This window comes from Brevundimonas sp. AVps5 (assembly GCF_058681515.1).
This window is the reverse complement of the sequence record NZ_CM178740.1, coordinates 1,593,738-1,618,825: the sequence shown is the minus strand read 5'-3', so window position 1 is coordinate 1,618,825 and position 25,088 is coordinate 1,593,738. Positions and strand designations below refer to the sequence as shown.

The following is a 25,088-nucleotide window of genomic DNA, read 5'->3' as shown; positions in this document are numbered from 1 at the left end:
GTTTGGCCATGGCCAAGGAAAAGTTCGAACGTAACAAGCCGCATTGCAACATCGGCACGATCGGTCACGTGGACCACGGCAAGACGACGCTGACGGCGGCGATCACGATGGCCCTGGCCAAGGCCAGCGGCGGCAAGGCGATGAACTACGCCGACATCGACGCGGCTCCTGAAGAAAAGGCCCGCGGCATCACGATCAACACGGCTCACGTCGAGTATGAGACGGCCAACCGTCACTATGCCCACGTCGACTGCCCCGGCCACGCCGACTATGTGAAGAACATGATCACCGGTGCCGCCCAGATGGACGGCGCGATCCTGGTCGTGTCGGCCGCCGACGGCCCGATGCCCCAGACCCGCGAGCACATCCTGCTGGCCCGTCAGGTCGGCGTGCCGGCCCTGGTCGTGTTCATGAACAAGGTCGACCTGGTCGACGACGCCGAGCTGCTCGAGCTGGTCGAGATGGAGGTGCGCGAGCTGCTTTCGTCCTACCAGTTCCCGGGCGACGATATTCCGATCACCATGGGTTCGGCCAAGGCCGCGACCGACGGCGTGAACCCGGAGATCGGCGAGAACCAGGTTCTGGCCCTGATGCAGACCGTCGACGACTACATCCCGCAGCCGGCCCGTCCCCTGGACCTGCCGTTCCTGATGCCGGTGGAAGACGTCTTCTCGATCTCGGGCCGCGGCACCGTGGTGACCGGCCGGATCGAAAAGGGCATCGTCAAGGTCGGTGAGGAAGTCGAGATCGTCGGCATCCGCCCGGTCCAGAAGACGACCTGCACGGGCGTGGAAATGTTCCGCAAGCTTCTGGACCAGGGTCAGGCGGGCGACAATGTCGGCGTGCTGTTGCGCGGCACCAAGCGTGAAGACGTCGAGCGCGGCCAGGTCCTGTGCAAGCCGGGCTCCATTACGCCCCACACCAGGTTCGTCGCCGAAGCCTACATCCTGAACAAGGAAGAGGGCGGCCGTCACACGCCGTTCTTCACCAACTACCGCCCGCAGTTCTACTTCCGCACCACGGACGTGACCGGCATCGTTCAGCTGAAGGAAGGCGTCGAGATGATCATGCCCGGCGACAACGCCGAGCTGAACGTCGAACTGATCACCCCGATCGCCATGGACCAGGGCCTGCGCTTCGCCATCCGTGAAGGCGGCCGCACCGTCGGCGCCGGCGTCGTCGCCAAAATCCTCGAGTAGGACTTTCTTGTTGCGCTGACGCGAACGACGCGGTCGTTCGCTGCTTGAGCGCGGACTGAGTTAAAGAGGCCCTCCGGTGCGAACCGGGGGGCCTTTTTCTTTACCCTTCTCCCCTTGCGGGAGAAGGTGGCCGAGCGAAGCGAGGTCGGATGAGGGGTCACGCTGACGTCAGATGTCAGCGCTGCTCAGGCCCATTCCGGCCTCTGTACGACCCCTCATCCGTCAGCCCCCCGATCAAGTCGGAGGGCTGCCACCTTCTCCCGCAAGGGGAGAAGGGAACCTGCCACACCCATCAACGGATCGTCCCAATTCCCCAATACAATCAATGCCCGACTCTATTTAAAGCCCTTATACCCATCACCCCCTGAAACGCCCTCACACTGTCCGGTCCTTTGGCGGAGGCACGGACATGGATGATCAGGTGACAAACAGCGGCCGACAGGTCGCCCCCGATGAGGTGTGGGCGGCTGCAAAGGCCGACTATCTCGCCGGTCTGTCGGGGCCCGACTGCTGCCGGCGGCACGGTGTGAGCCTGTCGGCCTTGCGCAACCGGGCGGCTCGCGAGGGCTGGCGACGCTCGGACCAGCCCTGGATCCCGCCTCAGTCGCTCGATCCCTGGGACGAGGGCCGCATGCTCGAGGAAAGCATCGGCGGCGATCTCGACAGGATCGAGTGGGGCGACCTGTCGGGCGTCGCCGAGGCCCGGATGACGCGCGCGGTCCTCCGCGGGGATTCCGCCGAATTCCTGCGCTGGCACAAGGTCGCCGAGATCATCGAGGTCCGCGAGGCCGAACTGCGCCGCTGGGCCGAGGAGGAAGAGGTCCGCAAATACCAGATCCGCCAACGCGCCCGTGACATCGAGGCCGAAGAGGCCGAAGAGGCCGAACAGGACTCTAGGGACTATCTGGACTCTGAATTCACGGAGACTCTGGAACAGCAGGGGCCGGTGCGCGGCTTCCGCATCACCCGGAATGGCGAACTGGTGCGCGTGAAGTCATGCGAAGACGATGCCTCTCTGCCTTCGTCATCCTCCGGGGAGCGTAGCGAGACCGGGGGACCCAGCGGCGCGCGTGAGCGCGAAGCTGTCGCGCGCCCGCCTGCCTCCGACATCCTGCCTGCACAGATCGCCTTCGGCGCCTCCCCCGGTCCGATCTTCGATCGACCGGAGGATGACGAAGGGTTGCCCGGTCAAGCCGGGCAATGACGAAAGGAAGGGCTACCCGTTCGGCGTCCCCGTCGCCGGATCGGTCGCCGTCTCCCCGGAGTTGCTCGATCCCTTCGACCCGACCGGCTCGGTCGCGGGTCGCGGAGGCTGGCCGTCACCGGCGGGGCGCTGGTTCTCGTTCTCGGTCTGGCGCGGGGCGCGGGCGGGGTCGGGGTCGATCATGGTCAGGCTCCTGTCGCGGACCCAACGCTCCAGCCCCGCCGCGGGGTCCCAAACCTTTCGTTCACCACGCCATTACACCGTCCCGAAACGGCCCGTGCGCTAGTCCTCAAGGCGGAACGCGCCTTGCTTGGAGGCACGGGTCGGAGACTTGCATGCCCCGAACGCTAAAGATCGAGATCGTCAAGGCGGATCGGCTGACGGTCGCGGACCGGGTGCTGTGGCGCGCCATGGTCGAGGCCAATCCCGATCTGGCCAGCCCCTACTTCCGCTGGGAGTTCACCGAGATCGCCGCCCGCATCAGTCCGGACGCCGCCGTGGCGATCTTCAGCCGTGGCGGACGCACGATCGGCTATTTTCCGCACCAGCGTCGCGGATCGGCGATCCAGCCGCTCGGCGCGCCGATGAACGACTATCACGGCGTCATCGCCATGCCGGGCGAGGCGCCGTCGCTGGCGACCGTCGCGGCCCTGTTGAATGCGCCCCGGCTGAACGTCTCCGCCTGGGTCGGGCCGTCGGGCGCGGGCGAGTTGCGCGAGACCCTGATGACCGTCACGCCCGAAGAGGGCTTCGACGCCTGGTACGCCGGGCGTCGCCAGACCTGGGGCAAGTATTTCAAGGACAAGGAGCGGGCGCGCCGCAGCCTCGAGGCCGAACTGGGCCCGATCCGGGTCGAGCGCGGCCTCAGGGATCCCGAACTGCTCGACCATCTGATCGGGCTGAAGCGTGCCCAGTATGCGCGCACCGGTCGCCACGACATCTTCGCCTGCGGCTGGACGCGTGATCTGCTGCACGCCCTGATGGCCTCGGAGCACGAGGATTTCGGTGCCTCGATGGCGGCGCTCTGGGCCGGGGACAGGCTGACGGCGATCGAATATTCGCTGCACGCCGGCGACCGCTACCATTTCTGGTTCCCGGCCTATGAGCCGACCCTGGCGCGCTGTTCGCCCGGCATCCTCCTGACGATAGACACGATGCAGCTGGGCTGCGAGGCGGGCTTCCGGGTCTTCGATTTCGGTTTCGGCGGCGAGGGCTACAAGAAATATTTCTGCAACGCGACCCAGACGGTGCGCGAGGCCGTGATCCTCAAGCCGGGTGTCGGGTCGATGCTGTCGGACGCGGCCGTGGGTCTGTTGAACACCGCCGCAGGCGGCAAGGGCGAGCGGCTGCGCACCAGCGTGCGGCGTCGCTGGGCCGCAATCGAGGCCTGCGAGACCAGCCCCGCCAACCGGCTGATGGGCGCCGTCGCCGCCGCCGGCGCGGCCATGAAGAAGGTGAGCGGCGCCCGCCCGGCCGCCTGATCGAGATGAGCATGACCCAGACGAACGCCTCCCGCCGCACCCGTTATCCCGGCCCGATCGACCAGGCCAAAAAGCACCCGCACGCCCTGGTCGAGCAGGGCTTCGCCACCGACGAAGCCCTGGCGGAAATCCTGCACCGCTATCCGGCGGAGCTCTTCGACATCAACCTGTATGACTACGACGACGAGGGTCAGGTCTCGCTGCGTACCGGCGCGCGCGGCGGGCTGTCGGGTGACCAACTGCTGGCCGCCATCCAGGCCGGCCGGCTGTGGGTCAATCTGCGTCAGGCCGAGGCCGGCTGTCCCGACCTGTGGAATGCCGCCATGGGCGAGTTCCGGACGATCCAGTCCACCTATCCCGGCATGAAGGCCGTGACCAACGCCGGCCAGCTGATCATCTCCTCGCCGGTCGCCAGGGTGCCGTACCATTTCGACGCCGCCGGGGTGATCCTGTTCCACCTGCGGGGCCGCAAACGCCTCTTTATCTATCCTGGCGACGAAGAGCATCTGCCCGAGACGGCGATGGAGCAGGTCGTGGCCCGCCAGACGACCGAGGAACTGCCCTATACCCGCGCCTTCGAGGCCGACGCCCAGGTCATGGATCTGGAACCGGGCGAGGCCCTGACCTGGCCGCTCTATGCGCCGCACCGGGTCGAGAACCTCGACCGGTTCTGCGTCTCGCTGTCGATGGACTTCCAGACCTGGCCCACGCGGTTCCGCAACGGCGCCATCTACACCAATGCCGTGATCCGCAGCCGGGGAGGGCGTCCGCGCTTCACCGACAGCATGTCGACACCCGAACTGGCCGCGCGCTGGGCCGCGTCCCTGGCCCTGCGCCGCGTCGGCGGATTGAAGAGCCGGATCGAGCATTTCGAGCGCGATTTCACCCCGGAGATCGGCGCCGCCGACGGGGCAGGGGCGTTGCAGACCTGAACCGCCGCCTTACCGCGAGTTCACATTGGTGGCGCTGTCGCCTGACAGCGGGGGTTTCGCAGGGGCTGCAGGTGAATTCGAGGTCATGACGTCGAGTTAAACTGACTTCCGTTCATCGCGGGGTCAGGTTCGTCTCAACTTCAGGAGAAGAACCCACGCCATGAAAGCCCCCGTTCGCAAATTCGCTGTCACCGCCGCCGCATCCGTCGCCGTGCTGGCCGTGCTCGGCGCTGCAGCCCCCGCCTCGGCCCAGGCTGACAGCGAAGTCCGCATTCGCTACGCCGCCGCCCGCGTCGTGGTCATCGTCGAGAACCGCACCGACGTCGCCGTCGAGATCGAGCCGGGCTCGGGCGGCCTGCCCCTGCCGACCGTGACCCGCTCCGGCGACGAGGTCCGCATCAACGGCAACCTCGGCCGTCGCGCCTTCCGCCGCTGCGAGAGCGGTCCGGCGAACGCCCGTCAGCCGGGGGAGGGCGCGTCCGTGGAGGTGCGCGAGCATGGCCGGGTCAACCTGTCCGCCGCCCCGCTGATCGTCGTCCGCTCGCCGCCGGCGGTGGATATCTCGGTCGAAGACTCCGCCGTGTTCGGCTCCATCGGCCGTGGCGCGACCTCGATCGAACTGGGCAGCGGCGGCTGCGGCGACTGGACCGTGGCCAACACCGCAGGCTCGGCCGACCTGTCGATCGGCGGCTCGGGCAGTATCCGAGCCGGGACCTCGAGCAGCCTGGAAGCCTCCATCGGCGGGTCGGGCAACATCACCGCCGGCGCGACCGGCTCGCTCGACGCCTCCATCGGCGGCTCGGGCACGATCACCGTCGCCGGGGCCACAGGCGACGTCGATGCGGCCATCGCCGGCTCGGGCGACATCCGGATCAACGGCGGCAGGCCCTCGTCGGTGGATGGCTCCATTGTCGGCTCGGGCGACATCACCATCACGGGCGATGCTGGCGCGATGGACGCTTCCATCGCTGGCTCGGGCAACATCACGGTCACAGGCACGGTTGCCAGCCTGGACGCCAGCCTGTTGGGCAGCGGCGACGTCCGCGTGGGTCGGGTCACCGGCTCGGTCTCCCAATCCGTCAGGGGCGGAGGCCGGGTGCGCATCGGCAACTGAGGCTCCTGAACCCAGTTTGCTGAAAGGAGACGGCCCGGGTGTGTGGAACCCCCCGGGCCGTCATTCCATGTCCTGCCCACCTCAGGACTCGAACCTGGCCGGAGCAGGGCACCGGGGCGTGCGCAGCCGGATCGCCCCTTGGGCGAGAGAAAGTGGCCCTCGGACCCCCGAGCCGCTTGACCAAAACGGAATCAATCGTCATAAGCGCCAACTCTTGTTGGACCGGCTGTGCAGAGCAATCTGCAGACGCGGTCCGCAGGAACGACCTCGGACCTGTTCTTTGCAGCGACCTGGGACTTCAACGGCTCTCGCGGGCGACTGCGTGGGCCGATCGTTTTTGCGGACGTGCGTACTCTGAAGGCATTCGTGCCTGAAGGCCTCCGGTCTTTGAAATGGTTCACAGGGACGCAGGTTCGCCTGCTTGGGAAATACGACCGATATGGATCAAAGCATCCGCATCAGGCTCAAGGCCTTCGATCACCGCGTCCTCGACTTTTCGACGCGCGAAATCGTGAATACGGCCAAGCGCACGGGCGCCACTGTACGTGGTCCGATCCCGCTGCCGACCCTGATCGAAAAGTTCACCGTGAACCGCTCGCCGCACGTCGACAAGAAGTCGCGCGAGCAGTTTGAAATCCGCACGCACAAGCGTGTCCTCGATATCGTCGACCCCACCCCGCAGACTGTGGACGCGCTGATGAAGCTCGACCTGTCCGCCGGCGTGGACGTCGAGATCAAGATTTAAAGAAACAAAGGCGGGATCCGATATGCGCACGGGCGTGATCGCCAAGAAGCTGGGCATGACCCGCGTGTTCGCCGAAGACGGCGCGCACGTTCCGGTCACTGTGCTTCAGCTCGACGACTGTCAGGTCGTCGGCCAACGCACTCAGGAGCGGGACGGCTACGTCGCCCTGCAGCTGGGTGCCGGGGCCAAGAAGGCAAAAAATACGAACAAGGCTCAACGCACGACCTTCGCCACGGCGGAAGTCGAGCCCAAGCACGTCGTCATGGAGTTCCGCGTGTCGGACGACGCCATGATCGACGTCGGAGCGACCCTCACGGCGGACCACTTCGTCGTCGGTCAGAAGGTCGACATCCAGGGTGAGACCATCGGCAAGGGCTTCCAGGGCGGTATGAAGCGCTGGAACTTCAGCGGTCTGCGGGCGTCGCACGGTGTGTCCGTGTCGCACCGGTCGCTGGGTTCCACCGGCCAACGCCAGGACCCGGGCAAGACCTTCAAGGGCAAGAAGATGGCGGGTCAGCTCGGTAACGAGACGATCACCACCCAGAACCTGACCATCGTCCGTGTCGACGCCGAGCGCGGCCTGATCCTGGTCAAGGGCGCTGTCCCCGGCCACGAAGGATCGTGGGTCAAGGTCCGCGACGCGCACAAGAAGACGCATGCTGACCTGCCGTTCCCCGGCTCGTTCAAGACCAAGGGCGGCGCTGCAGCCGCTCCGGCCGAAACGCCTGCTGAAGAGCCGGTTGCGGTCGAAACCGTCGAAGGCGGTGAAGCGTAATGAAACTCTCGGTCATCAAACTCGACGGCAAGGCCTCGGGCGACGTTGAACTGTCGGACGCCGTTTTCGGCATCACCGACATTCGCGGCGACCTTCTGGCCCGCTACGTCAACTGGCAGCTGGCCAAACGCCGCGCCGGCACACACAAGGTTCAAACCCGCAACGAGAACTCTCGTACGGGCAAGAAGATGTACAAGCAGAAGGGCACCGGCGGCGCTCGTCACGGTTCGCGTCGTGCACCGCAGTTCGTCGGCGGTTCGCGCGCCTTCGGCCCGATCGTTCGCGATCACGGCTTCGACCTTCCCAAGAAGGTTCGTGCCCTGGCCCTGCGTCACGCCCTGTCCTCCAAGGCGAAGTCCGGCGATCTCGTCGTCGTCGACGCCCTGACGGTCAAGGACGCCAAGACCTCCGCCCTGCGCGAGACCTTCGGCAAGCTGGGCTGGACCCGCACGCTGATCATCGCCGGTCCGGAAGTCGACGCGAACTTCGCGCTGGCCTCGCGGAACATCCCGCAGATCCACGTGCTGCCGAATGCCGGCCTGAACGTCTATGACATCCTGCGCGCCGACAAGCTGGTGCTCTCGAAGGCCGCCGTCGAAGCCATCGAAGCCCGCTACGCCGACATGAAGCCGTCGCGTCGCGAGCAAGCCGAGAAGGACGCCGCGTAATGGCTGCCCAACCCACCGCCAAACACTACGACACCATCCTGTCGCCGATCATCACCGAGAAGGCGACGATCCTGTCGGAGCAAAACAAGGTCGTGTTCCGCGTTGCCGGAACCTCGACCAAGGACGAGATCGCCGCTGCGGTCGAAAGCCTGTTCAAGGTCAACGTCCTGAAGGTCAACACCCTCGTCCAAAAGGGCAAGACCAAGCGCTTCCGCGGCATCATGGGCCGTCGGGTCGACATCAAAAAAGCGATCGTGACGCTGGCCGACGGCCAGTCGATCGACGTCACGACGGGGCTCTGATCAGATGGCCTTGAAAACATACAATCCGACTTCGCCGGGCCGTCGCGCCCTGGTGCTGATCGACCGTTCGGAGCTCTTCAAGGGCCGTCCGGAAAAGTCGCTGACCGAAGGCCTGACCAAGTCGGGCGGACGTGGTCAGGGCGGTCGCATCGCCGTTCGCTTCCGCGGCGGCGGCGCCAAGCGCCTGTATCGCAAGATCGACTTCAAGCGCCGCAGGTTCCAGACGGCGACCGTCGAGCGGCTGGAGTACGACCCCAACCGTACCGCCTTCATCGCCCTCATCACCTATGAGGACGGCGAAAAGGCCTACATCATCGCGCCGCAACGCCTGAAGGCGGGTGACACGATTGTGGCCGGTGAAAAGACGGACGTTAAGCCTGGCAACGCCATGCCGCTTCGCTCCATCCCCGTCGGCACCATCATCCACTGCGTGGAGATGAAGCCGGGCAAGGGCGCCCAGCTGGCCCGTTCGGCCGGTGCCTATGCCCAACTGGTGGGACGCGATCAGGGTTACGCCCAGATCCGCCTCGGCTCCGGCGAACTGCGCATGGTTCTGGACGGCTGCATGGCCACGGTGGGCGCCGTTTCGAACGCCGACCACATGAACCAGAACCTCGGCAAGGCCGGTCGCGTTCGTCACATGGGCTTCCGTCCGCACGTTCGCGGCGTCGCCATGAACCCGATCGATCACCCGCACGGTGGTGGTGAAGGCCGGACCTCTGGCGGTCGCACCCCGGTTACGCCGTGGGGCAAGGACACCAAGGGCACCCGCACCCGCAAGAACAAGGCGACGGACAAGTTCATCATCCGTACCCGCCACGTTAAGAAGGCTCGCTAAAGATGGCTCGTTCCTCCTGGAAAGGCCCGTTCGTCGACGGGTATCTGCTCAAGAAGGCCGACGCCGTTTCGACGTCGGGCCGCAAGGACGTGATCAAGACCTGGTCGCGCCGCTCCACCATCCTGCCGCAGTTCGTGGGCCTGACGTTCGGCGTCCACAACGGTCACAAGCACGTCCCTGTGCACGTGAACGAGGACATGGTCGGCATGAAGTTGGGCGAGTTCTCGCCCACCCGTTCGTTCCCCGGCCACGCCGCGGACAAGAAAGCGAAGCGGAAGTAAGATGCCAAAGACCAACAATCCCCGTCGCGTCGGTCTGACCGAAGCCCGCGCCAAGCTGGTGAACGTCCGGATCAGCCCTCAGAAGCTGAACCTGGTCGCCCAGTCGATCCGTGGTCTGCCGGTGCAAAAGGCGCTGAACGAACTCGAGTTCAGCCGCAAGCGCATCTCGGACGACGTCCGCAAGGTTCTGTATTCGGCCGTTTCGAACGCCGAGAACAACCACAACCTCGACATCGACAACCTGATCGTGTCCGAGGCCTTCGTGGGCAAGAACCTGGTGATGAAGCGTTTCGCGAGCCGCGCTCGTGGTCGCTCGTCGCGTATCCTGAAACCGTTCAGCGAGATCACCATCGTGGTCCGTGAAGCCGGCGAGGCCGCCTGATATGGGTCAGAAAATCAATCCGATCGGTTTCCGCCTCGGCGTGAACCGTACGTGGGACAGCCGCTGGTTCGCCGACGGCCCGACCTACGCCCGTCTGCTGCACCAGGACCTGGCGCTGCGCACGTGGCTCAAGGAGCGCCTGAACGCTGCCGGCGTTTCGCGCATCATCATCGAGCGTCCGCACAAGAAGTGCCGCGTGACGATCTACGCCGCCCGTCCGGGTGTCGTGATCGGCAAGAAGGGCGCTGACATCGAGAAGCTCCGCAAGGACATCTCGGCCCGCACCGAAGGCGAAGTTCATCTGAACATCGTCGAGGTCCGCAAGCCTGAAACTGACGCCCAGCTGATCGCCGAGAACATCGCGCAGCAGCTGGAACGCCGGATCGCCTTCCGTCGCGCCATGAAGCGTTCGATGCAGTCGGCCATGCGCCTGGGCGCCAAAGGCGTTCGCATCAACGTGTCGGGCCGCCTCGGCGGCGCGGAAATCGCGCGGATGGAGTGGTATCGCGAAGGCCGTGTGCCGCTGCACACCCTGCGCGCCGACATCGACTACGGCTTCATTCAGGCCAAGACGACCTACGGCATCATCGGCGTGAAGGTCTGGGTGTTCAAAGGCGAAGTGCTCGAGCACGACCCGATGGCCCAGGACAAGCGCTGGGCTCTGGAAGCTGCCGGTCCGTCGTCCAACGAAGGCCGCGAACGTGGTGGCCCGCGCGGTGACCGTGGTCCCCGCCGTGGCCGTGAGGGCTAGGGAACATGCTGCAGCCTAAGAAAACCAAGTACCGGAAGGCCTTCAAGGGCCGTATCCACGGCGCTGCCAAGGGTGGCTTCTCGCTGAACTTCGGTTCGTATGGCCTGAAGACCCTCGAGCCGGAACGGATCACTGCGCGTCAGATCGAGGCGGCCCGCCGCGCGATCACCCGTCAGATGAAGCGTCAGGGTCGCGTCTGGATCCGCGTCTTCCCGGACGTTCCCGTCTCGGGCAAGCCTGCCGAAGTCCGCATGGGCAAGGGCAAGGGCGCCGTGGACCACTGGGCGGCGCGCTGCCACCCGGGCCGGATCCTCTTTGAAATCGACGGCGTCGCCGACGACGTGGCTCGCGAAGCCCTGCGTCTGGGTGCCGCCAAGCTGCCGGTCCGCACCAAGGTGGTTACCCGCCTGGACGCCGGTATCGCGCACGTGGAGCACGTCGCCTGATGACCAAGATCGCCGATCTGCGCTCGCAGACGCCGGACCAGCTGGGCGACCAGCTGCTCTCGCTGAAGAAAGAGCAATTCAACCTGCGTTTCCAGGCCGCTACCGGCCAGATGGAAAAAACTCACCGCGTTGGTGAAGTTCGCAAAGACATCGCCCGCATCTCGACGCTTCTGCGTGAGAAGCGGTCGGCCTCGTAAGGAAACCACTATGCCCAAGCGAATTCTCGAAGGCGTGGTCGTGTCCGACAAGGGCGACAAGACTGTCGTCGTCGTCGTCCAACGCACACTGCTGCACCCGGTCATGAAAAAGATCGTGCGCCTCTCCAAGAAGTACCACGCCCACGACGAAGCGAACGCTTTCAAAGAAGGCGACATCGCCCGCATCGTCGAGTGCGCCCCGAAGTCCAAGCTGAAGCGTTGGGAGGTCCTCTCGAAGGACACCCCGGCCTCGGCGTCGTAATCAGAGGGATCTGACACTATGATCCAGATGCAAACTAACCTGGAGGTAGCCGATAATTCGGGTGCTCGCCGGGTCATGTGCATCAAGGTGCTCGGCGGCGCTAAGCGTCGCTACGCCTCGGTGGGCGACACTATCGTCGCCTCGGTCAAGGAAGCGATTCCTCGTGGCCGCGTCAAAAAGGGTGAAGTGGTTCGCGCCATCGTCGTGCGCACCGCCAAGGACATCCAGCGCAAGGACGGTTCGGTCATTCGTTTCGACAAGTCGGCCGCTGTCATCGTCAACAAGCAGAACGAGCCGGTCGGCACGCGGATTTTCGGCCCGGTTCCTCGCGAACTGCGCGCCAAGAACCACATGAAGATCATCTCGCTGGCCCCGGAGGTCCTGTAGCCATGGCCGCCAAGATCAAAAAGGGCGACCGTGTCGTCGTCCTCGCCGGCAAGGACAAGGGCCGCACCGGTGAAGTCACCAGGGTGCTGCCGACCGAGAACCGCGTCCTGGTCCAGGGCGTGAACATGGTCCAGCGCCACACGCGTCCGACCCAGGGCGACCCCCAGGGCGGCATCAAGAACAAGGAAGCCACGCTTCACCTGTCGAACGTCGCGATCGCCGACGCCAACGGCAAGGCGAGCCGTGTCGGCTTCCGCATGGAAGGCGACAAAAAGGTTCGCTTCGCCAAGACGACGGGAGACGTCATCTGATGGCCGATACCAAATATACCCCTCGTCTGAAGGACGAGTTCAACACCCGCATCAAGGGCGTGATGACCGAGAAGTTCGGTTACACCAACCCGATGCAGATGCCGCGTCTGGACAAGATCGTCCTGAACATGGGCATCGGTGAAGCTGTCGCCGACTCCAAGAAGGCCAACGCGGCCCTCAAGGATCTGACCGCGATCGCCGGCCAGAAGGCTGTGGCCACCAAGGCTCGCAACTCCATCGCCGGCTTCAAGCTGCGCGAAGGCATGGTCATCGGCGGCAAGGTCACCCTGCGCGGCGACCAGATGTACGAGTTCCTGGACCGTCTGATCACGATCGCCCTGCCGCGCGTGAAGGACTTCCGGGGCCTCAAGCCGACGTCGTTCGATGGTCGCGGCAACTACGCCATGGGCCTCAAGGAGCACATCGTGTTCCCGGAGATCAACTACGACCAGATCGATCAGATGTGGGGCATGGACATCATCGTCTGCACCACGGCCAGGACCGATGACGAGGCGCGCGCGCTTCTGACCGAGTTCAAGTTCCCGTTCGTGAAGAACTGAGCGGGAAGGGAAAAGCAAAATGGCAAAGAAAAGCGCCGTAAACCGTAACGAGATGGTGAAAGCCCTTGTTGCGAAGTATGCCGCGAAGCGGGCCGCCCTCAAGGCGACCGCCAACGACGAGAGCCTGCCTCTGGAAGAGCGTTTCGACGCCCGCCTGAAGCTGGCCGAGCTGCCGCGTAACTCGGCCGCCGTCCGGATCCGCAACCGCTGCGAAGTGACGGGCCGTCCGCGGGCCTTCTATCGCAAGCTCAAGATGAGCCGGATCGCGCTGCGCGAACTCGGCAACCTGGGACAGATCCCGGGCCTGACGAAGTCCAGCTGGTAAGGGGAGCGACAGACATGATGATCAACGATCCCCTGAGCGACATGATCGCTCGCATGAAGAACGCGGCCATGCGCAAGCGTTCGAAAGTGCTCACCCCGGCTTCCCGTCTGCGCCAGCGCGTCCTCGACGTGCTGCAGGACGAGGGCTACATCCGCGGCTATTCGCTGGTTCAGAACCCCGGTGAGTTCCCGCAGTTCGAGATCGAGCTCAAATACTTCGACGGCCAGCCGGTCATCGCTGAAATCGCTCGCGTGTCCAAGCCGGGCCGCCGCGTCTATTCGGCGATCACCGACCTGAAGCCGGTCAAGAACGGTCTGGGCATCTCGATCCTTTCGACTTCGAAGGGCGTCATGTCCGACGCTGCTGCTCGCGACGCCAACGTCGGCGGCGAAGTCCTCTGCAGGGTCTACTAAGATGTCCCGTATCGGAAAACGTCCCATCACCCTGCCGAAAGGCGTGACCGTCACCATCGACGGCCAGACCGTGACCGTGAAAGGCCCCAAGGCCGAGCGTTCGTGGTCTGTCGCTGACGAAGTCGAAGTCACCCAGGAAAACGGCGAACTCAACCTGGCGATCCGCGCCGACACCCAGCGCGCTCGCGCGATGTGGGGTCTGTCGCGCACGCTGCTGGACAACATGGTCGTCGGCGTCACCGAAGGCTTCGAGCGCACGCTCGAGCTGGTCGGCGTCGGTTACCGCGCCGCCATGAAGGGCAACGACCTGTCGCTGCAACTCGGCTTCTCGCATGAAGTGGACGTCAAGGCTCCGGCCGGCGTGACCTTCGCGGTGCCGAAGCAGACCGAGATCAAGATCTCGGGCCCGGACAAGCAAGTCGTCGGCGAACTGGCCGCCAACATTCGCAAGCTGCGTCCGCCGGAGCCCTACAAGGGCAAGGGTGTCCGTTATGCCGGCGAGAAGGTGCGCCGCAAGGAAGGCAAGAAGAAGTAAGTCATGGCAACGACTCTCAAGCAAAAAGCCGTCCGCCGCACCGAGCGCAACCGCCGTCGCCTCAAGGCGATGGGCAATGGTCGCCTGCGCCTGTCCGTGCACCGTTCGGACAAGAACATCTCGGCCCAGATCATCGACGATCTCAAGGGGATCACCGTGGCTTCCGCCTCGTCGCTGGAAGGCGACAAGGCCGGGACGTCCAAGGGCTCCAACGTCGAGGCCGCTGCCGCGATCGGCAAGCTGGTCGCCCAGCGCGCCATCGAGAAGGGCGTCACCGATGTGGTCTTCGACCGCGGCGGCTACATCTATCACGGACGGGTGAAGGCGCTGGCGGATGCCGCGCGTGAAGCCGGCCTGAACTTCTAAGGACCGCACAGATGGCGCAAGCACCTCAACGTGGCGGCGGCGGCAACGACCGCAATCGTCGCGACAACCGCAACGGCCCCGTCGCCGATGGCCCGGATTCGGACATCGTCGAAAAGCTGGTCCACATCAACCGCGTCGCGGCCACCGTCAAAGGCGGCCGTCGCTTCTCCTTCGCAGCCCTGATGGTCGTCGGTGACGGCAAGGGTCGCGTGGGCTTCGGTCACGGCAAGGCGCGCGAAGTGCCGGAAGCCATCCGCAAGGCGACCGAAGAAGCCAAGAAGACGATGATCCGCGTTCCCCTGCGCGAGAACCGCACCCTGCATCACGACGGCAACGGCCGTTGGGGCGCCGGCAAGATCATGATGCGCGCCGCCCCTCCGGGAACCGGCGTCATCGCGGGCGGTCCGATGCGTGCGGTCCTGGAAACCCTCGGCGTCGCCGATGTGGTCGCCAAGTCCACGGGCTCGTCGAACCCCTACAACATGATCCGTGCGACGTTCGAGGCGCTGAAAGTCCAGTCCTCGCCTCGCCAGGTCGCTTCGAAGCGCGGCAAGAAGGTCTCTGACCTGATGGGCCGTCGCAACGACGGCGCTTCGGCACCGGTCGAAGCCGCCGAAGCCGTGGAGTCCTGAGTATGGCTACTGTCACCATCAAGCAGACCGGTTCGCCGATCCGCCGCAAGAACGACCAGCGCGCCACCCTGGTGGGCCTGGGCCTGAACCGCATGGGCCGTGAGTCCACGCTGGAAGACACCCCCTCGGTTCGCGGTATGATCGCCAAGGTCGCCCACCTGACCGAGATCGTCGAAAAGTAAGCGCCGCGGCCGGGGCTCCGGCCGTTGATAAGTGAAGAGTGCAAGTGCTAGTGAGCCCGGTCATGCTGTTGATCTTGCTCACTGGCACTTTTCACTAGCACCAACGAACACACAGCCGAGTCCGGTCCCGTCTCTTTGAGGTGGCCCGGGCGCTAGCACCCGAAAGGATCAGGCACATGAAACTGAACGAAATTCGCGACAACGAAGGCGCCCACAAAAAGCGTATGCGCGTCGGCCGCGGCCCGGGTTCGGGCAAGGGCAAGACCGCCGGTCGCGGCGTCAAGGGCCAGAAGTCCCGTTCGGGCGTGGCCATCGGCGGCTTCGAAGGCGGCCAGATGCCGCTGTACATGCGTATGCCAAAGCGTGGCTTCAACAATCCGAACGCGTTGAAGCTGGCCGAAGTGAACCTGTGGCGCCTGCAGGACGCCATCGATGGCGGCAAGCTGGACATCAAGGGTGAGATCAAGGGCGACGCCCTGGTCGCCGCCGGCGTGATCCGCCGCGTCAAGGACGGCGTTCGCCTCCTGGGCACCGGCGAACTGAAGTCCGCTGTGAATCTGATCGTCTGGTCGGCCTCGGCCGGCGCGGTGAAGGCGATCGAGGCCGCAGGCGGTTCGGTCGTTCAGGAGCGTATCGCTGCCGAAGCCAAGGCTGCGGCTCGCGTCGAGAAGCGCAACCTGGCCAAGGGCAAGGTCCCGGCGCCGAAGGCTCCGCGTGGCGACGCCAACAAGATCTCGGCTCGCACGACCCGCACGGCCGCCAAGGCTTAATCCAATAAAGCGTGTGGGGCGGTCTCGCTAAGGGGCCGCCCTTCGCCTATCTGGACGAAGGCGTCGGATTCGAAAGCGGATCGGACGCCGCGTACTGACAAGTCGGGGTAACGACACATGGCTTCGGCCGCCGAACAACTCGCCGCCAATATGAACATGGGCTCGTTCGCGAAGGCGACCGAACTCCACAAGCGTCTGCTGTTCACGCTTGGCGCGCTTCTCGTCTATCGCATCGGCACCTATGTGCCGATCCCGGGCATCAACTCGGCCGCCTTCCTCCAGTTCTTCCAGGACCCGGACGGACAGCGTGGCGTCCTGGACATGTTCAACATGTTCTCCGGCGGCGCCGTCGAGCGGATGGCCGTCTTCGCCCTGAACGTGACGCCCTACATCTCGGCCTCGATCATCGTCCAGCTGATGGGCAGCGTGTATCCGCCGTGGGAGAAGCTGAAGAAGGAAGGCGGCGAAAGCGGCCGCAAGCAGCTGAACCAGTACACCCGTTACCTGACGGTGTTCCTGGCTCTGGCGCAGTCGTTCGGCATCGCGGCAGGCCTCAACGCCCAGCCCGGCCTGATCGACGAACCCGGCGTCTTCTTCATCGCCACCACCGTCGTCTCCCTGACGGGCGGTACCATGTTCCTGATGTGGCTGGGTGAGCAGGTGACGGCGCGCGGTGTCGGCAACGGCATTTCGCTGATCATCTTCGCCGGTATCGTCGCGGTCCTGCCGGGCACCGTCGCCCGCATGCTGGGCCTGGCCCAGCAGGGTCAGATGTCGGCCTTCGCCCTTCTGTTCCTCGCGGTCCTTGCCGTGGCGACCGTCGTCTTCATCGTCTTCATGGAACGGGCCCAGCGCCGTCTGCTGATCCAGTATCCGAAGCGTCAGGAAGGCAACCGGATGGCCGGGGGCGAACGTTCGTTCCTGCCGCTGAAGGTCAACACCGCCGGGGTCATCCCGCCGATCTTCGCCTCGTCCCTGCTGCTGCTGCCGACCACGGTCGCGCAGATGACGGCGACGGCCGACCTGCCGCAATGGATGAGCTGGCTGCCACTCGTGACCGCCCAGCTGAGCCATGGCCAGCCACTGTTCATGCTGCTGTACGCAGCCCTGATCATCTTCTTCTGCTTCTTCTACACCTCGATCACCTTCAACCCTGAAGACACGGCCGAGAACCTGCGCAAATACGGCGGCTTCCTGCCGGGCATCCGTCCGGGCAAGCGCACGGCGGAGTATCTGGACTATGTCCTGACCCGACTGACCGTGATCGGCGCCGCCTACATCACTGCCGTCTGCCTCCTGCCGGAGCTGATGGTCGCCCAGATGGGCAACAGCCTGTACTTCGGCGGCACCTCGATCCTGATCGTCGTGTCGGTGACCATGGACACTGTGGCGCAGATCCAGTCGCAGCTTCTGGCGCACCAGTACGAAGGCCTGATCAAGAAGGCCAAGTTGCGCGGTCGTGGCGGTCGCGGCGCGCCGGCGCCCGTTCGCCGCTGAGGCGATGTTCGGCTGGCTGAAATGCAAGCGACTTGAGCCCAAGAGCCCGGGGAGGGGCCTGAACATGAACCTGATCCTGTTCGGGCCCCCCGCGGCCGGCAAGGGCACCCAGGCCAAGCGGCTGGTCGAACAGCGTGGCATGGTCCAGCTGTCGACCGGCGACATGCTGCGCGAGGCGATCGCCTCCGGCTCGGAACTCGGCCAGCAGTGCAAGGAGATCATGGCGCAAGGCGGTCTGATCGCCGACGACATCGTCATCGCCCTGATCGAGGCCCGCCTGAAGGAGGCCGAAGACGCCGGCGGCGCCATCTTCGACGGCTTCCCCCGCACGATCGCCCAGGCCGAAGCCCTGGACGCCATGCTGGCGAAGCTCGGCAAGCAAATTGACCGGGTGGTCCGGCTCAAGGTCGATGATGCAGCGCTGACGGAGCGGATTTCAAAGCGCTTCGCCGAACAGGGCCGTCCGGACGACAATCCGGAAAGCTTCAAGGTCCGTCTGGAAGCCTACAACCGCAACACCGCGCCCCTTCTGCCATACTACGGCGACAAGGACCTGCTGACCGAGGTGGACGGAATGGGCTCGATCGAGACTGTGGCGTCGGCCATCGACGCGGCTCTGGACCGATCCTGACCTGAATCGGGGTTGAGCCTTCGCCGTACCCGCGCGTTCAGCCGGGCATGGTAGAAGCGATCGTGTTCCATCCACCATCCTTTCAGGGAACCCGCCGTGCGGGCCGGGCCGGTGCCGTGGTGCTGGTTGTCCTGGTCCATGCGGGCCTGTTCGCCGCCGTCGGCATGGGACGGGTGGAGTCGATCGACGTGCCTGTGCGCACGCCGATCGAGGTAGAGCTGTTCCGCCCGGTCACGCCGCGCCCGCCAAGGCCACCGCCGACCCCGGTCACTCCAGCCGTCGCCCAGACCGGAGGAGGTGCGCCCGCTGCGCCGTCTCGCGTGCATGTCGCGCCGAAGCCGCCCGAGCGTCCGCCCGAACTGCCGGTCGCCCCGCCGACACCCGCGCCGACGCCGACGCTGGTCGTCGGCGCGTCCTCGACCGCCAGCCTGAACACCGGCCTCGGTCTGGGCGGGCAGGGGACCGGCACCGGCTCCGGCACCGGAGAGGGCGACGGCCCGGGTTCCGGCTCGGGGCCCATGATCCTGCGTGGCGCTTCGAGCGGCGAGATTCTGGCCTTTGTGCCGTCAGAGGCGCGGCGTCAGCGTCGGGCCGGGCGTAGCGCGGTCAACTGCGTCATCCGGGCTGACACCCGTCTGGAGGGCTGCCGTGTCGTCGATGAGTCTCCCGTCGGCTTCGGCTTCGGTGACGCCGCCGTGGGGGTCGCCGAGACCCATTTCCGTTTCCGCCCGCCAACCACGGCATCGGGCCGGCCGGTTGACGGCTTTCGCGTCACCGTGACGGTCAATTTCGGCCGCCAGTAGGCGACTGATCCGGGGCTGGTTTGAGAGCCTTCGCGGAGGAGCCCGGTGGAGAGGGTTTGACACTCGCTACCCGATCACAGCCAAATGCCGCCACGCTTCACAAGGGAACGGCATGGCATTCGGAATCGGCAAGACAGCGACGGCGATCGCTCTGGCTCTGGCGATGACTTCAGCCGCGCTGCCCGCAGCGGCCCAGACCGCGCCCACCACCTATGCCCAGAGCATCGAAGGCCTGATCCGTCAGGACGGTCTGCTGACCCTGTTCACTGATGCAGCGTCCGGCAAGGTCCTGTTGCAACTGCCCGCGCCTGCCGCTGACGGGACCCTGGCCCGGGTCATTCACCACACCGCCCTGCGCACCGGCGTCGGCTCGGCGGTCACCGGCCTGGATCGGGCCCAGATCGGACCGACCAACATCCTGGCCTTCCGGCGCATCGGCAAACGCGTCGTCGCCGAGTTCGAGAACCCCCGATATCGCGCGCCGGCGGGCTCGGCCGAGGAACAGGCGGCGGCGCGCGACGCCTTCGCCGGCTCGACCATCTGGGCGGGTGACGTGGTCGCCACGGCGCCCGACGGTTCCGTCCTTGTCGACATCTCCGGTTTCGTGACCCGCGACGCCCACGGCATCGTCCAGGGGCTGGCGGGGCAGGGGACGCTGCGTCCCGTCGCCGACCTGACGATGGTTGATGCGTCGCAGGCGAAGTCCTTCCCGGACAATGTCGAGCTGGAGGCCCGGCTGTCCTTCTCCGTCGACGGCCCAGGCCCGGTGCTGCGCCAGATCGCGCCGGATGCTCGGCTGGTGACCTTCACCGTGCGCCATAGCTTCATCCGCCTGCCCGACGCCGGCTATCTGCCACGCCCCTATGATCCGCGCACCGGCGCGATCAGCACCATCGTGACCGACTTCTCCGCGCCGCTGGACGAGCCGATTGTCAGCCGCCTCGCCAACCGCTTCCGGCTGGTGAAGACCGATCCGTCTGCGGCCCGTTCGACCGTGGTCGAGCCCATCGTCTTCTACGTCGACCGCGCCGCGCCCGAGCCGATCCGGTCGGCCCTGGTCGAGGGTGCCCTGTGGTGGGCCGATGCCTTCGACCGCGCGGGCTATATCGACGCCTTCCGCGTCGAAGTCCTGCCCGAGGGCGTCGATTCGCTCGACGCCCGTTACAATGTCATCAACTGGGTCAACCGCGCGACCCGCAGCTGGTCCTACGGCCAAAGCGTGGTCGATCCGCGCACGGGCGAGATCGTCAAGGGCAGCGTGCTTCTGGGATCGCTCCGCATCCGTCAGGACATGCTGATCTTCGAAGGTCTCGTCGGCGCCGACCAGACGGGCGCGGGCGGCCCCAACGATCCGCAGGCCATTGCCCTGGCCCGCATCCGCCAGCTTTCGGCGCATGAAGTCGGCCACGCCATCGGCCTGCTGCACAACTTCGCCGCCTCGACCCAGGGGCGCGCCTCCGTGATGGACTATCCGGTGCCGCAGATCGCGGTGAACGGCGACCGTCTGGACTTTTCGGACGCCTACGCTGTCGGAATGGGCGGCTGGGACCGGTTCGCCATTGACTGGCTCTATGCCGACGTCGATCAGACCGAACTGGACCGCCGAGCCGCAGCAGGGGCGGCGACCTGGCGCTTCGTGTCAGATCCGGACGCCCGCGTGGGCGGCGACGCCCAGGCCTGGGGCAGTCTGTGGGACAACGGACCCGACCCGGTCGCGGAGCTCGATCACCTGATGCAGGTGCGTCGCGTCGCCCTTGACCATTTCGGCCTGGACAACCTGCCCGCCGGTTCAGCCGTCAACGACCTTCGTCGCCGGCTCGTGCCGATCTACCTCTATCATCGCTACCAGGTGGACGCCGTGGCCAAGCTGGTGGCGGGCGTGGACTATGCCTACCCCGTCGTCGGCGACGGGCATGAGGCGGCGACGGCGGTTCCGGCCGCGACGCAGCGCGCGGCGCTCGCCGGTCTGATCGCGACTCTGTCGCCAGCGGAGCTTGATCTGCCGGACACGCTGCTGGCCCTGCTGGCGGCCCAGCAGTCCGGTGAAAACGACCCCCAGCACGACATCGAGGTCTTTGCCTCCCGTCAGGGGCGCGTCTTCGACGCCGGCAGCGCGGCCGAGGCGGCCGCCGATGTCACCCTCAACGCCCTGTTCGCGCCTGAACTGCTCGAGCGCCTGACTGACATGGGACGCCGCGACCCTTCGGCCCTCAGCCTGACCGAGACGATTGACGCGGTGACCAGCGCCGTGTTCGCGCCCGCCTCCGGCCGCCTCGGCGAGCCCGCGCGTCGGGTTCAGGCCCGCACGGTCCTGACGCTCGCCGGTCTGCTGCGGTCCGACGAGGTCTCCGCCACTACGGCGGCGGTCTTCTCCGGCCGTCTCGAGATCCTCGCCGGCCGTCTGGCCGCCTCACGCAACGCCGATCCCGTCCAGCGGGCCCACGATCACTGGCTCGGTGCCCTGCTGCAGGACCGCGAACGTCTGGACCAGTTGCTGGAGGCCAACCGGGTCGAGACACCCACGCCGCCGGGCAGTCCGATCGGGGCCGAGGCCTGCTGGCACTGCGGAACGTAACCGCCCCGGTTGACGGAACCTGAATCACCTGTATAAGGCCCGCTTCCGCGAAAGACGCGCACGCTCCTGGTCTGTTGACCGGAGCGGTTTCTGCGTCTGATCACGCGCATCTGGAGAGCTACGTGGCCCGTATTGCTGGCGTCAACATTCCGACCAACAAGCGCGTGGAAATCGCGCTTCAGTACATTCATGGCATCGGCCCCGCCGCCGCCAAGGACATCACCGGCAAGGTGGGCATCGAGGCCTCGCGCCGCGTGAACCAGCTGACCGATGCCGAAGTCCTGCAGATCCGCGAGACGATCGACAAGGATCACACCGTCGAGGGCGACCTGCGCCGCGAAGTGTCGATGAACATCAAGCGTCTGATGGACCTGGCCTGCTACCGCGGCCTGCGTCACCGCAAGGGCCTGCCGGTCCGTGGTCAGCGCACACACACCAACGCCCGCACCCGCAAGGGTCCCGCCAAGCCGATCGCCGGCAAGAAGAAGTAAGACAGACACATGGCCAAGGAACCGGGTCGCGTAAAGAAGCGCGAGCGCAAGAACATCACCTCGGGCGTCGCCCACGTGAATGCGTCTTTCAACAACACCATGATCACGATCACCGATGCCCAGGGCAACGCGATCTCGTGGTCGTCGGCGGGTCACATGGGCTTCAAGGGTTCGCGCAAGTCGACCCCCTACGCCGCCCAGATGGCCGCAGAAGACGCGGGCAAGAAGGCCCAGGAACACGGCGTCAAGACGCTGGAAGTCAACGTCTCGGGTCCGGGTTCCGGTCGTGAGTCGGCGCTCCGCGCCCTGCAGTCGGTCGGCCTGACCATCACCACCATCCGCGATGTCACTCCGATGCCGCACAACGGTTGCCGTCCGCCCAAGCGCCGCCGCGTCTAAGCGAACCCGACCGCCGCCGCCGACCCTATTCTCCGCCGGCCCTGTACGCACCTGACGAGGAGCGAGGGGCCGGCGAACTCCATTCGAGGGACACCCATGATCGAACGAAACTGGCAAGAACTGATTCGTCCCGAGAAGCCGCAGATCGAACTCGGCTCCGACGCCCAGCGCAAGGCGCGCCTGGTGGCAGAGCCCCTCGAACGCGGTTTCGGTGTGACGCTCGGCAACGCCCTGCGCCGTGTGCTTCTGTCGTCGCTGCAAGGCGCGGCCGTGACTGCCATCCAGATCGATGGCGTCGTCCACGAATTCTCGTCGCTGGAAGGCGTTCGGGAAGACGTCGTCGACATCGTGCTGAACATCAAGCAGCTGGCGCTGCGCATGCACGCCGAAGGCCCCAAGCGCATGACCCTGCGCGCCACGGGCCCCGGCCCTGTGACCGCCGGCCAGATCGACGTGCCCGCGGACATCGAGGTGCTGAACCCGAACCACGTCATCTGCACCCTGGATGACGGCGCTTCGGTGCGCATGGAACTGACCGTCCAGAACGGCAAGGGCTATGTCGCGTCTGAGTTCAACCGTCCGGAAGACGCCCCGATCGGCCTGATCGCCGTCGACGCCCTGTATTCGCCGGTCAAGCGCGTCGCCTATCGCGTCGAGCCGACCCGTCAGGGCCAGTCGCTGGACTATGACAAGCTGGTGCTGGAAGTCGAAACCAACGGTGCGGTCTCGCCGGTGGACGCCGTGGCCTATGCCTCGCGCATCCTGCAGGACCAGTTGCAGATCTTCATCACCTTCGATGAGCCGAAGAAGGCTGTGGAAGCGACGGACGGCAAGCCCGATCTGCCGTTCAACCCGGCCCTGCTGAAGAAGGTCGACGAACTGGAACTGTCGGTCCGTTCGGCCAACTGCCTGAAGAACGACAACATCGTCTACATCGGCGACCTGATCCAGAAGACCGAGGGCGAAATGCTTCGCACCCCGAACTTCGGCCGCAAGTCGCTGAACGAGATCAAGGAAGTGCTGACCTCCATGGGTCTGTCGCTCGGCATGGATGTGCCGAACTGGCCCCCGGAAAACATCGAAGACCTCGCCAAGAAATTCGACGACCAGATCTAGTTTCAACCCTCCGCCCGGACCGTTTGTTGGTCATCGGAGCGGTTAGAATGAATGCGGTCAAAGGTCCCTGAAGAGGGAAACCCGGGCCGGAGTAGGAGAGACCCCGATGCGCCACGGCGCCGCCTATCGCAAGCTCGGCCGTACGGCCAGCCACCGGACCGCCATGTTCGCCAACATGGCTGCGTCGCTGATCAAGCACGAGCAGATCACGACCACCCTGCCCAAGGCCAAGGAGCTTCGCCCCTTCGTCGAAAAGCTGGTCACCCTCGGCAAGAAGGGCGACCTGCACGCCCGTCGTCAGGCCATCAGCCACGTCCGTGACGTGACCCAGGTCGGCAAGCTGTTCGAAACGATCGGCCCGCGCTACGCCGAACGCAACGGCGGCTACATCCGCATCATGAAGGCCGGCTATCGCCACGGCGATAACGCCCCAATGGCCGTGATCGAGTTCGTCGATCGCGACGTCGACGCCAAGGGCCTGGACTCCGGTCCGGTCTATGCGATCGAGGGCGACGACGAAGCGTAGGCTTCGACGCCACGGTTGAGCTATTGAAAGGGCGGCCCGAGCGATCGGGGCGCCCTTTTGCTTTTTGGCTCTCCGGTGCACGGTGACGCTGATGCGCATCCTGATCGTCCCGTACCGACCCGACCACGCCGCCGCCTGGGTTGCTCTGAACGAATACTGGATCCTCGACGGCGGCTACGTCATCGAGGCCAAGGATCGGCTGGTGCTCGACGATCCTGACGGATCGATCCTGTCGAAAGGCGGCGTCATCTTCATCGCCGAGCGCGATGGCGAGGCCGTCGGGTGTTGCTCGCTGATGGCCATGCCGGACGGCAGCTTCGAGGTCGGCAAGATGGCCGCGGCGAGGGACGTCCAGGGCCTCGGACTCGGCCGTCGTCTGCTGGAGGCCTGCGAGGCCCACGCCCGCGCCGCCGGCGCGCCGCGCCTGTATCTGGAGACCAATAGCTCCCAGTCCCACGCCATCGCCCTCTACAAACGGTTCGGCTTCGTCGATCTGCCGCCGCAGCCGACGCCCTATGCCCGCTGCAATGTCTGGATGGAGAAGCGCCTGTGAGCGACCCGATCCTCCAAAGCCATCCGGTCTCGTCCTGATCCCAGAAGGCCATCGTCGCCTTCTGCGAGACGGACCTGTCGTTTGAGCGGCGGATGCGGGAGGGCGACGGGGCGTTGGTCGAACTGCGCGCCCTGTGCCCGTTCGGCCAGTTCCCGGTGCTGAAGGACGGTGCCCGCCGTTTCGCCGAGGCCTCTATCATCATCGAACAGATCTCGCCGACGACGCCGATGATCTCGACTGATCCCGACCTCGAGCTATAGGTGCGGTGCATGGGCCGGCCGTTCCGGTCCTGTTTCCCCGTTGGTGCGCCAGAAGAAGACTGACACCACTTGCTTGTGACAAAACCACGACGCCGATCGGAAATTCGCGTCCGGATTGACTTGCCCTATGGGCAACCTTCCGGGAGCGGCATAGCTTGCCGCCAATCAAAACCCAGGGA

General features: G+C 65.6%; 37 protein-coding genes. 36 read left to right on the top strand and 1 reads right to left on the bottom strand.

Features of this window, described 5'->3' with window-relative positions:
• Window positions 1-8: 8 nt before the first annotated feature.
• Both tuf and ACW18A_RS08385 read left to right on the top strand, forming a co-directional pair.
• Entirely contained in the window at window positions 9-1,199 is a 1,191-nt protein-coding gene (gene tuf / locus ACW18A_RS08390; RefSeq protein ID WP_492021680.1) for an elongation factor Tu, read from the top strand.
• Window positions 1,200-1,608: 409 nt separating this feature from the next.
• Window positions 1,609-2,403, top strand: coding sequence for a hypothetical protein (locus ACW18A_RS08385; protein ID WP_492024298.1), 795 nt, complete (start codon window positions 1,609-1,611; stop codon window positions 2,401-2,403).
• A gap of 12 nt (window positions 2,404-2,415) precedes the next feature.
• On the opposite strand, the gene ACW18A_RS08380 is transcribed toward ACW18A_RS08385, so the two are convergent.
• Window positions 2,416-2,586, bottom strand: coding sequence for a hypothetical protein (locus tag ACW18A_RS08380; protein WP_492024297.1), 171 nt, complete (start codon window positions 2,584-2,586; stop codon window positions 2,416-2,418).
• A 152-nt stretch (window positions 2,587-2,738) separates the two neighbouring features.
• Between ACW18A_RS08380 and ACW18A_RS08375 the strand changes: the two genes are divergently transcribed.
• From ACW18A_RS08375 to ACW18A_RS08210, 34 genes are all read left to right on the top strand, one after another.
• Entirely contained in the window at window positions 2,739-3,884 is a 1,146-nt protein-coding gene (locus ACW18A_RS08375) for a GNAT family N-acetyltransferase (RefSeq protein WP_492024296.1), read from the top strand.
• A gap of 11 nt (window positions 3,885-3,895) precedes the next feature.
• A complete protein-coding gene (locus tag ACW18A_RS08370) occupies window positions 3,896-4,816 on the top strand; it encodes a cupin-like domain-containing protein (protein ID WP_492024295.1) in 921 nt (306 codons plus the stop codon).
• Window positions 4,817-4,976: 160 nt separating this feature from the next.
• A complete protein-coding gene (locus ACW18A_RS08365; RefSeq protein ID WP_492024294.1) occupies window positions 4,977-5,930 on the top strand; it encodes a GIN domain-containing protein in 954 nt (317 codons plus the stop codon).
• Between the two features lie 439 nt (window positions 5,931-6,369).
• Window positions 6,370-6,675: a 30S ribosomal protein S10 gene (rpsJ, locus tag ACW18A_RS08360; protein WP_003164367.1), complete on the top strand. Its 306-nt coding sequence runs from the start codon at window positions 6,370-6,372 to the stop codon at window positions 6,673-6,675.
• Window positions 6,676-6,697: 22 nt separating this feature from the next.
• Window positions 6,698-7,450 (top strand): 50S ribosomal protein L3, encoded by a 753-nt coding sequence (rplC, locus tag ACW18A_RS08355; protein WP_492024293.1) that lies wholly within the window; start codon window positions 6,698-6,700, stop codon window positions 7,448-7,450.
• The gene (gene rplD, locus ACW18A_RS08350; protein WP_298158546.1) at window positions 7,450-8,118 is read left to right on the top strand and encodes a 50S ribosomal protein L4; all 669 of its coding nucleotides are present in this window, start codon (window positions 7,450-7,452) and stop codon (window positions 8,116-8,118) included. The genes rplC and rplD overlap by 1 nt, the downstream gene beginning before the upstream one ends.
• Window positions 8,118-8,420: a 50S ribosomal protein L23 gene (locus ACW18A_RS08345; protein ID WP_298158548.1), complete on the top strand. Its 303-nt coding sequence runs from the start codon at window positions 8,118-8,120 to the stop codon at window positions 8,418-8,420. Before rplD ends, ACW18A_RS08345 begins: the two co-directional genes overlap by 1 nt.
• A 4-nt stretch (window positions 8,421-8,424) precedes the next feature.
• On the top strand, window positions 8,425-9,258 hold the full coding sequence (gene rplB / locus ACW18A_RS08340; RefSeq protein WP_492024292.1) for a 50S ribosomal protein L2: 834 nt from the start codon (window positions 8,425-8,427) through the stop codon (window positions 9,256-9,258).
• Window positions 9,259-9,260: 2 nt separating this feature from the next.
• Window positions 9,261-9,539, top strand: coding sequence for a 30S ribosomal protein S19 (gene rpsS, locus ACW18A_RS08335; RefSeq protein WP_013268924.1), 279 nt, complete (start codon window positions 9,261-9,263; stop codon window positions 9,537-9,539).
• Window position 9,540: 1 nt separating this feature from the next.
• Complete coding sequence (gene rplV / locus ACW18A_RS08330; protein ID WP_492024291.1) at window positions 9,541-9,921, top strand: 50S ribosomal protein L22; 381 nt, start codon at window positions 9,541-9,543, stop codon at window positions 9,919-9,921.
• Window position 9,922: 1 nt separating this feature from the next.
• Window positions 9,923-10,672 (top strand): 30S ribosomal protein S3, encoded by a 750-nt coding sequence (gene rpsC / locus ACW18A_RS08325; protein ID WP_428149004.1) that lies wholly within the window; start codon window positions 9,923-9,925, stop codon window positions 10,670-10,672.
• Window positions 10,673-10,677: 5 nt separating this feature from the next.
• Complete coding sequence (gene rplP / locus ACW18A_RS08320; protein ID WP_492024290.1) at window positions 10,678-11,118, top strand: 50S ribosomal protein L16; 441 nt, start codon at window positions 10,678-10,680, stop codon at window positions 11,116-11,118.
• Complete coding sequence (gene rpmC, locus ACW18A_RS08315; protein ID WP_271085875.1) at window positions 11,118-11,315, top strand: 50S ribosomal protein L29; 198 nt, start codon at window positions 11,118-11,120, stop codon at window positions 11,313-11,315. The genes rplP and rpmC overlap by 1 nt, the downstream gene beginning before the upstream one ends.
• Window positions 11,316-11,325: 10 nt before the next feature.
• A complete protein-coding gene (gene rpsQ / locus ACW18A_RS08310) occupies window positions 11,326-11,577 on the top strand; it encodes a 30S ribosomal protein S17 (RefSeq protein WP_428149005.1) in 252 nt (83 codons plus the stop codon).
• A gap of 18 nt (window positions 11,578-11,595) precedes the next feature.
• On the top strand, window positions 11,596-11,964 hold the full coding sequence (rplN, locus tag ACW18A_RS08305) for a 50S ribosomal protein L14 (protein WP_077354965.1): 369 nt from the start codon (window positions 11,596-11,598) through the stop codon (window positions 11,962-11,964).
• A 2-nt stretch (window positions 11,965-11,966) separates the two neighbouring features.
• Window positions 11,967-12,275 carry a 50S ribosomal protein L24 gene (rplX, locus tag ACW18A_RS08300; protein ID WP_303697167.1) on the top strand — a complete coding sequence of 103 codons (309 nt, stop codon included), beginning with the start codon at window positions 11,967-11,969 and terminating at the stop codon, window positions 12,273-12,275.
• Entirely contained in the window at window positions 12,275-12,835 is a 561-nt protein-coding gene (rplE, locus tag ACW18A_RS08295; RefSeq protein ID WP_492024289.1) for a 50S ribosomal protein L5, read from the top strand. The genes rplX and rplE overlap by 1 nt, the downstream gene beginning before the upstream one ends.
• A gap of 19 nt (window positions 12,836-12,854) precedes the next feature.
• Window positions 12,855-13,160, top strand: a complete 306-nt coding sequence (gene rpsN / locus ACW18A_RS08290) for a 30S ribosomal protein S14 (protein ID WP_131249458.1) — start codon at window positions 12,855-12,857, stop codon at window positions 13,158-13,160.
• A gap of 14 nt (window positions 13,161-13,174) precedes the next feature.
• Window positions 13,175-13,573, top strand: coding sequence for a 30S ribosomal protein S8 (gene rpsH, locus ACW18A_RS08285; RefSeq protein ID WP_271085879.1), 399 nt, complete (start codon window positions 13,175-13,177; stop codon window positions 13,571-13,573).
• Between the two features lies 1 nt (window position 13,574).
• A complete protein-coding gene (gene rplF, locus ACW18A_RS08280; protein WP_492024288.1) occupies window positions 13,575-14,108 on the top strand; it encodes a 50S ribosomal protein L6 in 534 nt (177 codons plus the stop codon).
• Between the two features lie 3 nt (window positions 14,109-14,111).
• Window positions 14,112-14,474: a 50S ribosomal protein L18 gene (gene rplR / locus ACW18A_RS08275; protein ID WP_428149007.1), complete on the top strand. Its 363-nt coding sequence runs from the start codon at window positions 14,112-14,114 to the stop codon at window positions 14,472-14,474.
• An 11-nt stretch (window positions 14,475-14,485) separates the two neighbouring features.
• Complete coding sequence (gene rpsE / locus ACW18A_RS08270; protein ID WP_492024287.1) at window positions 14,486-15,106, top strand: 30S ribosomal protein S5; 621 nt, start codon at window positions 14,486-14,488, stop codon at window positions 15,104-15,106.
• Window positions 15,107-15,108: 2 nt separating this feature from the next.
• Window positions 15,109-15,288 (top strand): 50S ribosomal protein L30, encoded by a 180-nt coding sequence (gene rpmD / locus ACW18A_RS08265; RefSeq protein WP_492024286.1) that lies wholly within the window; start codon window positions 15,109-15,111, stop codon window positions 15,286-15,288.
• Window positions 15,289-15,464: 176 nt separating this feature from the next.
• Complete coding sequence (gene rplO / locus ACW18A_RS08260; protein WP_492024285.1) at window positions 15,465-16,058, top strand: 50S ribosomal protein L15; 594 nt, start codon at window positions 15,465-15,467, stop codon at window positions 16,056-16,058.
• A gap of 117 nt (window positions 16,059-16,175) precedes the next feature.
• The gene (secY, locus tag ACW18A_RS08255) at window positions 16,176-17,555 is read left to right on the top strand and encodes a preprotein translocase subunit SecY (protein WP_492024284.1); all 1,380 of its coding nucleotides are present in this window, start codon (window positions 16,176-16,178) and stop codon (window positions 17,553-17,555) included.
• A 64-nt stretch (window positions 17,556-17,619) separates the two neighbouring features.
• On the top strand, window positions 17,620-18,186 hold the full coding sequence (locus tag ACW18A_RS08250) for an adenylate kinase (RefSeq protein WP_492024283.1): 567 nt from the start codon (window positions 17,620-17,622) through the stop codon (window positions 18,184-18,186).
• A gap of 62 nt (window positions 18,187-18,248) precedes the next feature.
• The gene (locus ACW18A_RS08245; RefSeq protein ID WP_492024282.1) at window positions 18,249-18,989 is read left to right on the top strand and encodes an energy transducer TonB; all 741 of its coding nucleotides are present in this window, start codon (window positions 18,249-18,251) and stop codon (window positions 18,987-18,989) included.
• Between the two features lie 112 nt (window positions 18,990-19,101).
• A complete protein-coding gene (locus ACW18A_RS08240) occupies window positions 19,102-21,564 on the top strand; it encodes a zinc-dependent metalloprotease (protein ID WP_492024281.1) in 2,463 nt (820 codons plus the stop codon).
• Window positions 21,565-21,686: 122 nt separating this feature from the next.
• Entirely contained in the window at window positions 21,687-22,055 is a 369-nt protein-coding gene (gene rpsM, locus ACW18A_RS08235; RefSeq protein ID WP_492024280.1) for a 30S ribosomal protein S13, read from the top strand.
• Between the two features lie 9 nt (window positions 22,056-22,064).
• Entirely contained in the window at window positions 22,065-22,454 is a 390-nt protein-coding gene (gene rpsK, locus ACW18A_RS08230) for a 30S ribosomal protein S11 (RefSeq protein ID WP_013268944.1), read from the top strand.
• 96 nt (window positions 22,455-22,550) lie between these two features.
• Complete coding sequence (locus tag ACW18A_RS08225; protein ID WP_425990967.1) at window positions 22,551-23,570, top strand: DNA-directed RNA polymerase subunit alpha; 1,020 nt, start codon at window positions 22,551-22,553, stop codon at window positions 23,568-23,570.
• 106 nt (window positions 23,571-23,676) lie between these two features.
• On the top strand, window positions 23,677-24,096 hold the full coding sequence (rplQ, locus tag ACW18A_RS08220) for a 50S ribosomal protein L17 (protein ID WP_303695910.1): 420 nt from the start codon (window positions 23,677-23,679) through the stop codon (window positions 24,094-24,096).
• Window positions 24,097-24,187: 91 nt separating this feature from the next.
• Window positions 24,188-24,649 carry a GNAT family N-acetyltransferase gene (locus tag ACW18A_RS08215; protein ID WP_492024279.1) on the top strand — a complete coding sequence of 154 codons (462 nt, stop codon included), beginning with the start codon at window positions 24,188-24,190 and terminating at the stop codon, window positions 24,647-24,649.
• Between the two features lie 92 nt (window positions 24,650-24,741).
• The gene (locus ACW18A_RS08210; RefSeq protein ID WP_492024278.1) at window positions 24,742-24,909 is read left to right on the top strand and encodes a hypothetical protein; all 168 of its coding nucleotides are present in this window, start codon (window positions 24,742-24,744) and stop codon (window positions 24,907-24,909) included.
• Window positions 24,910-25,088 lie beyond the last annotated feature (179 nt).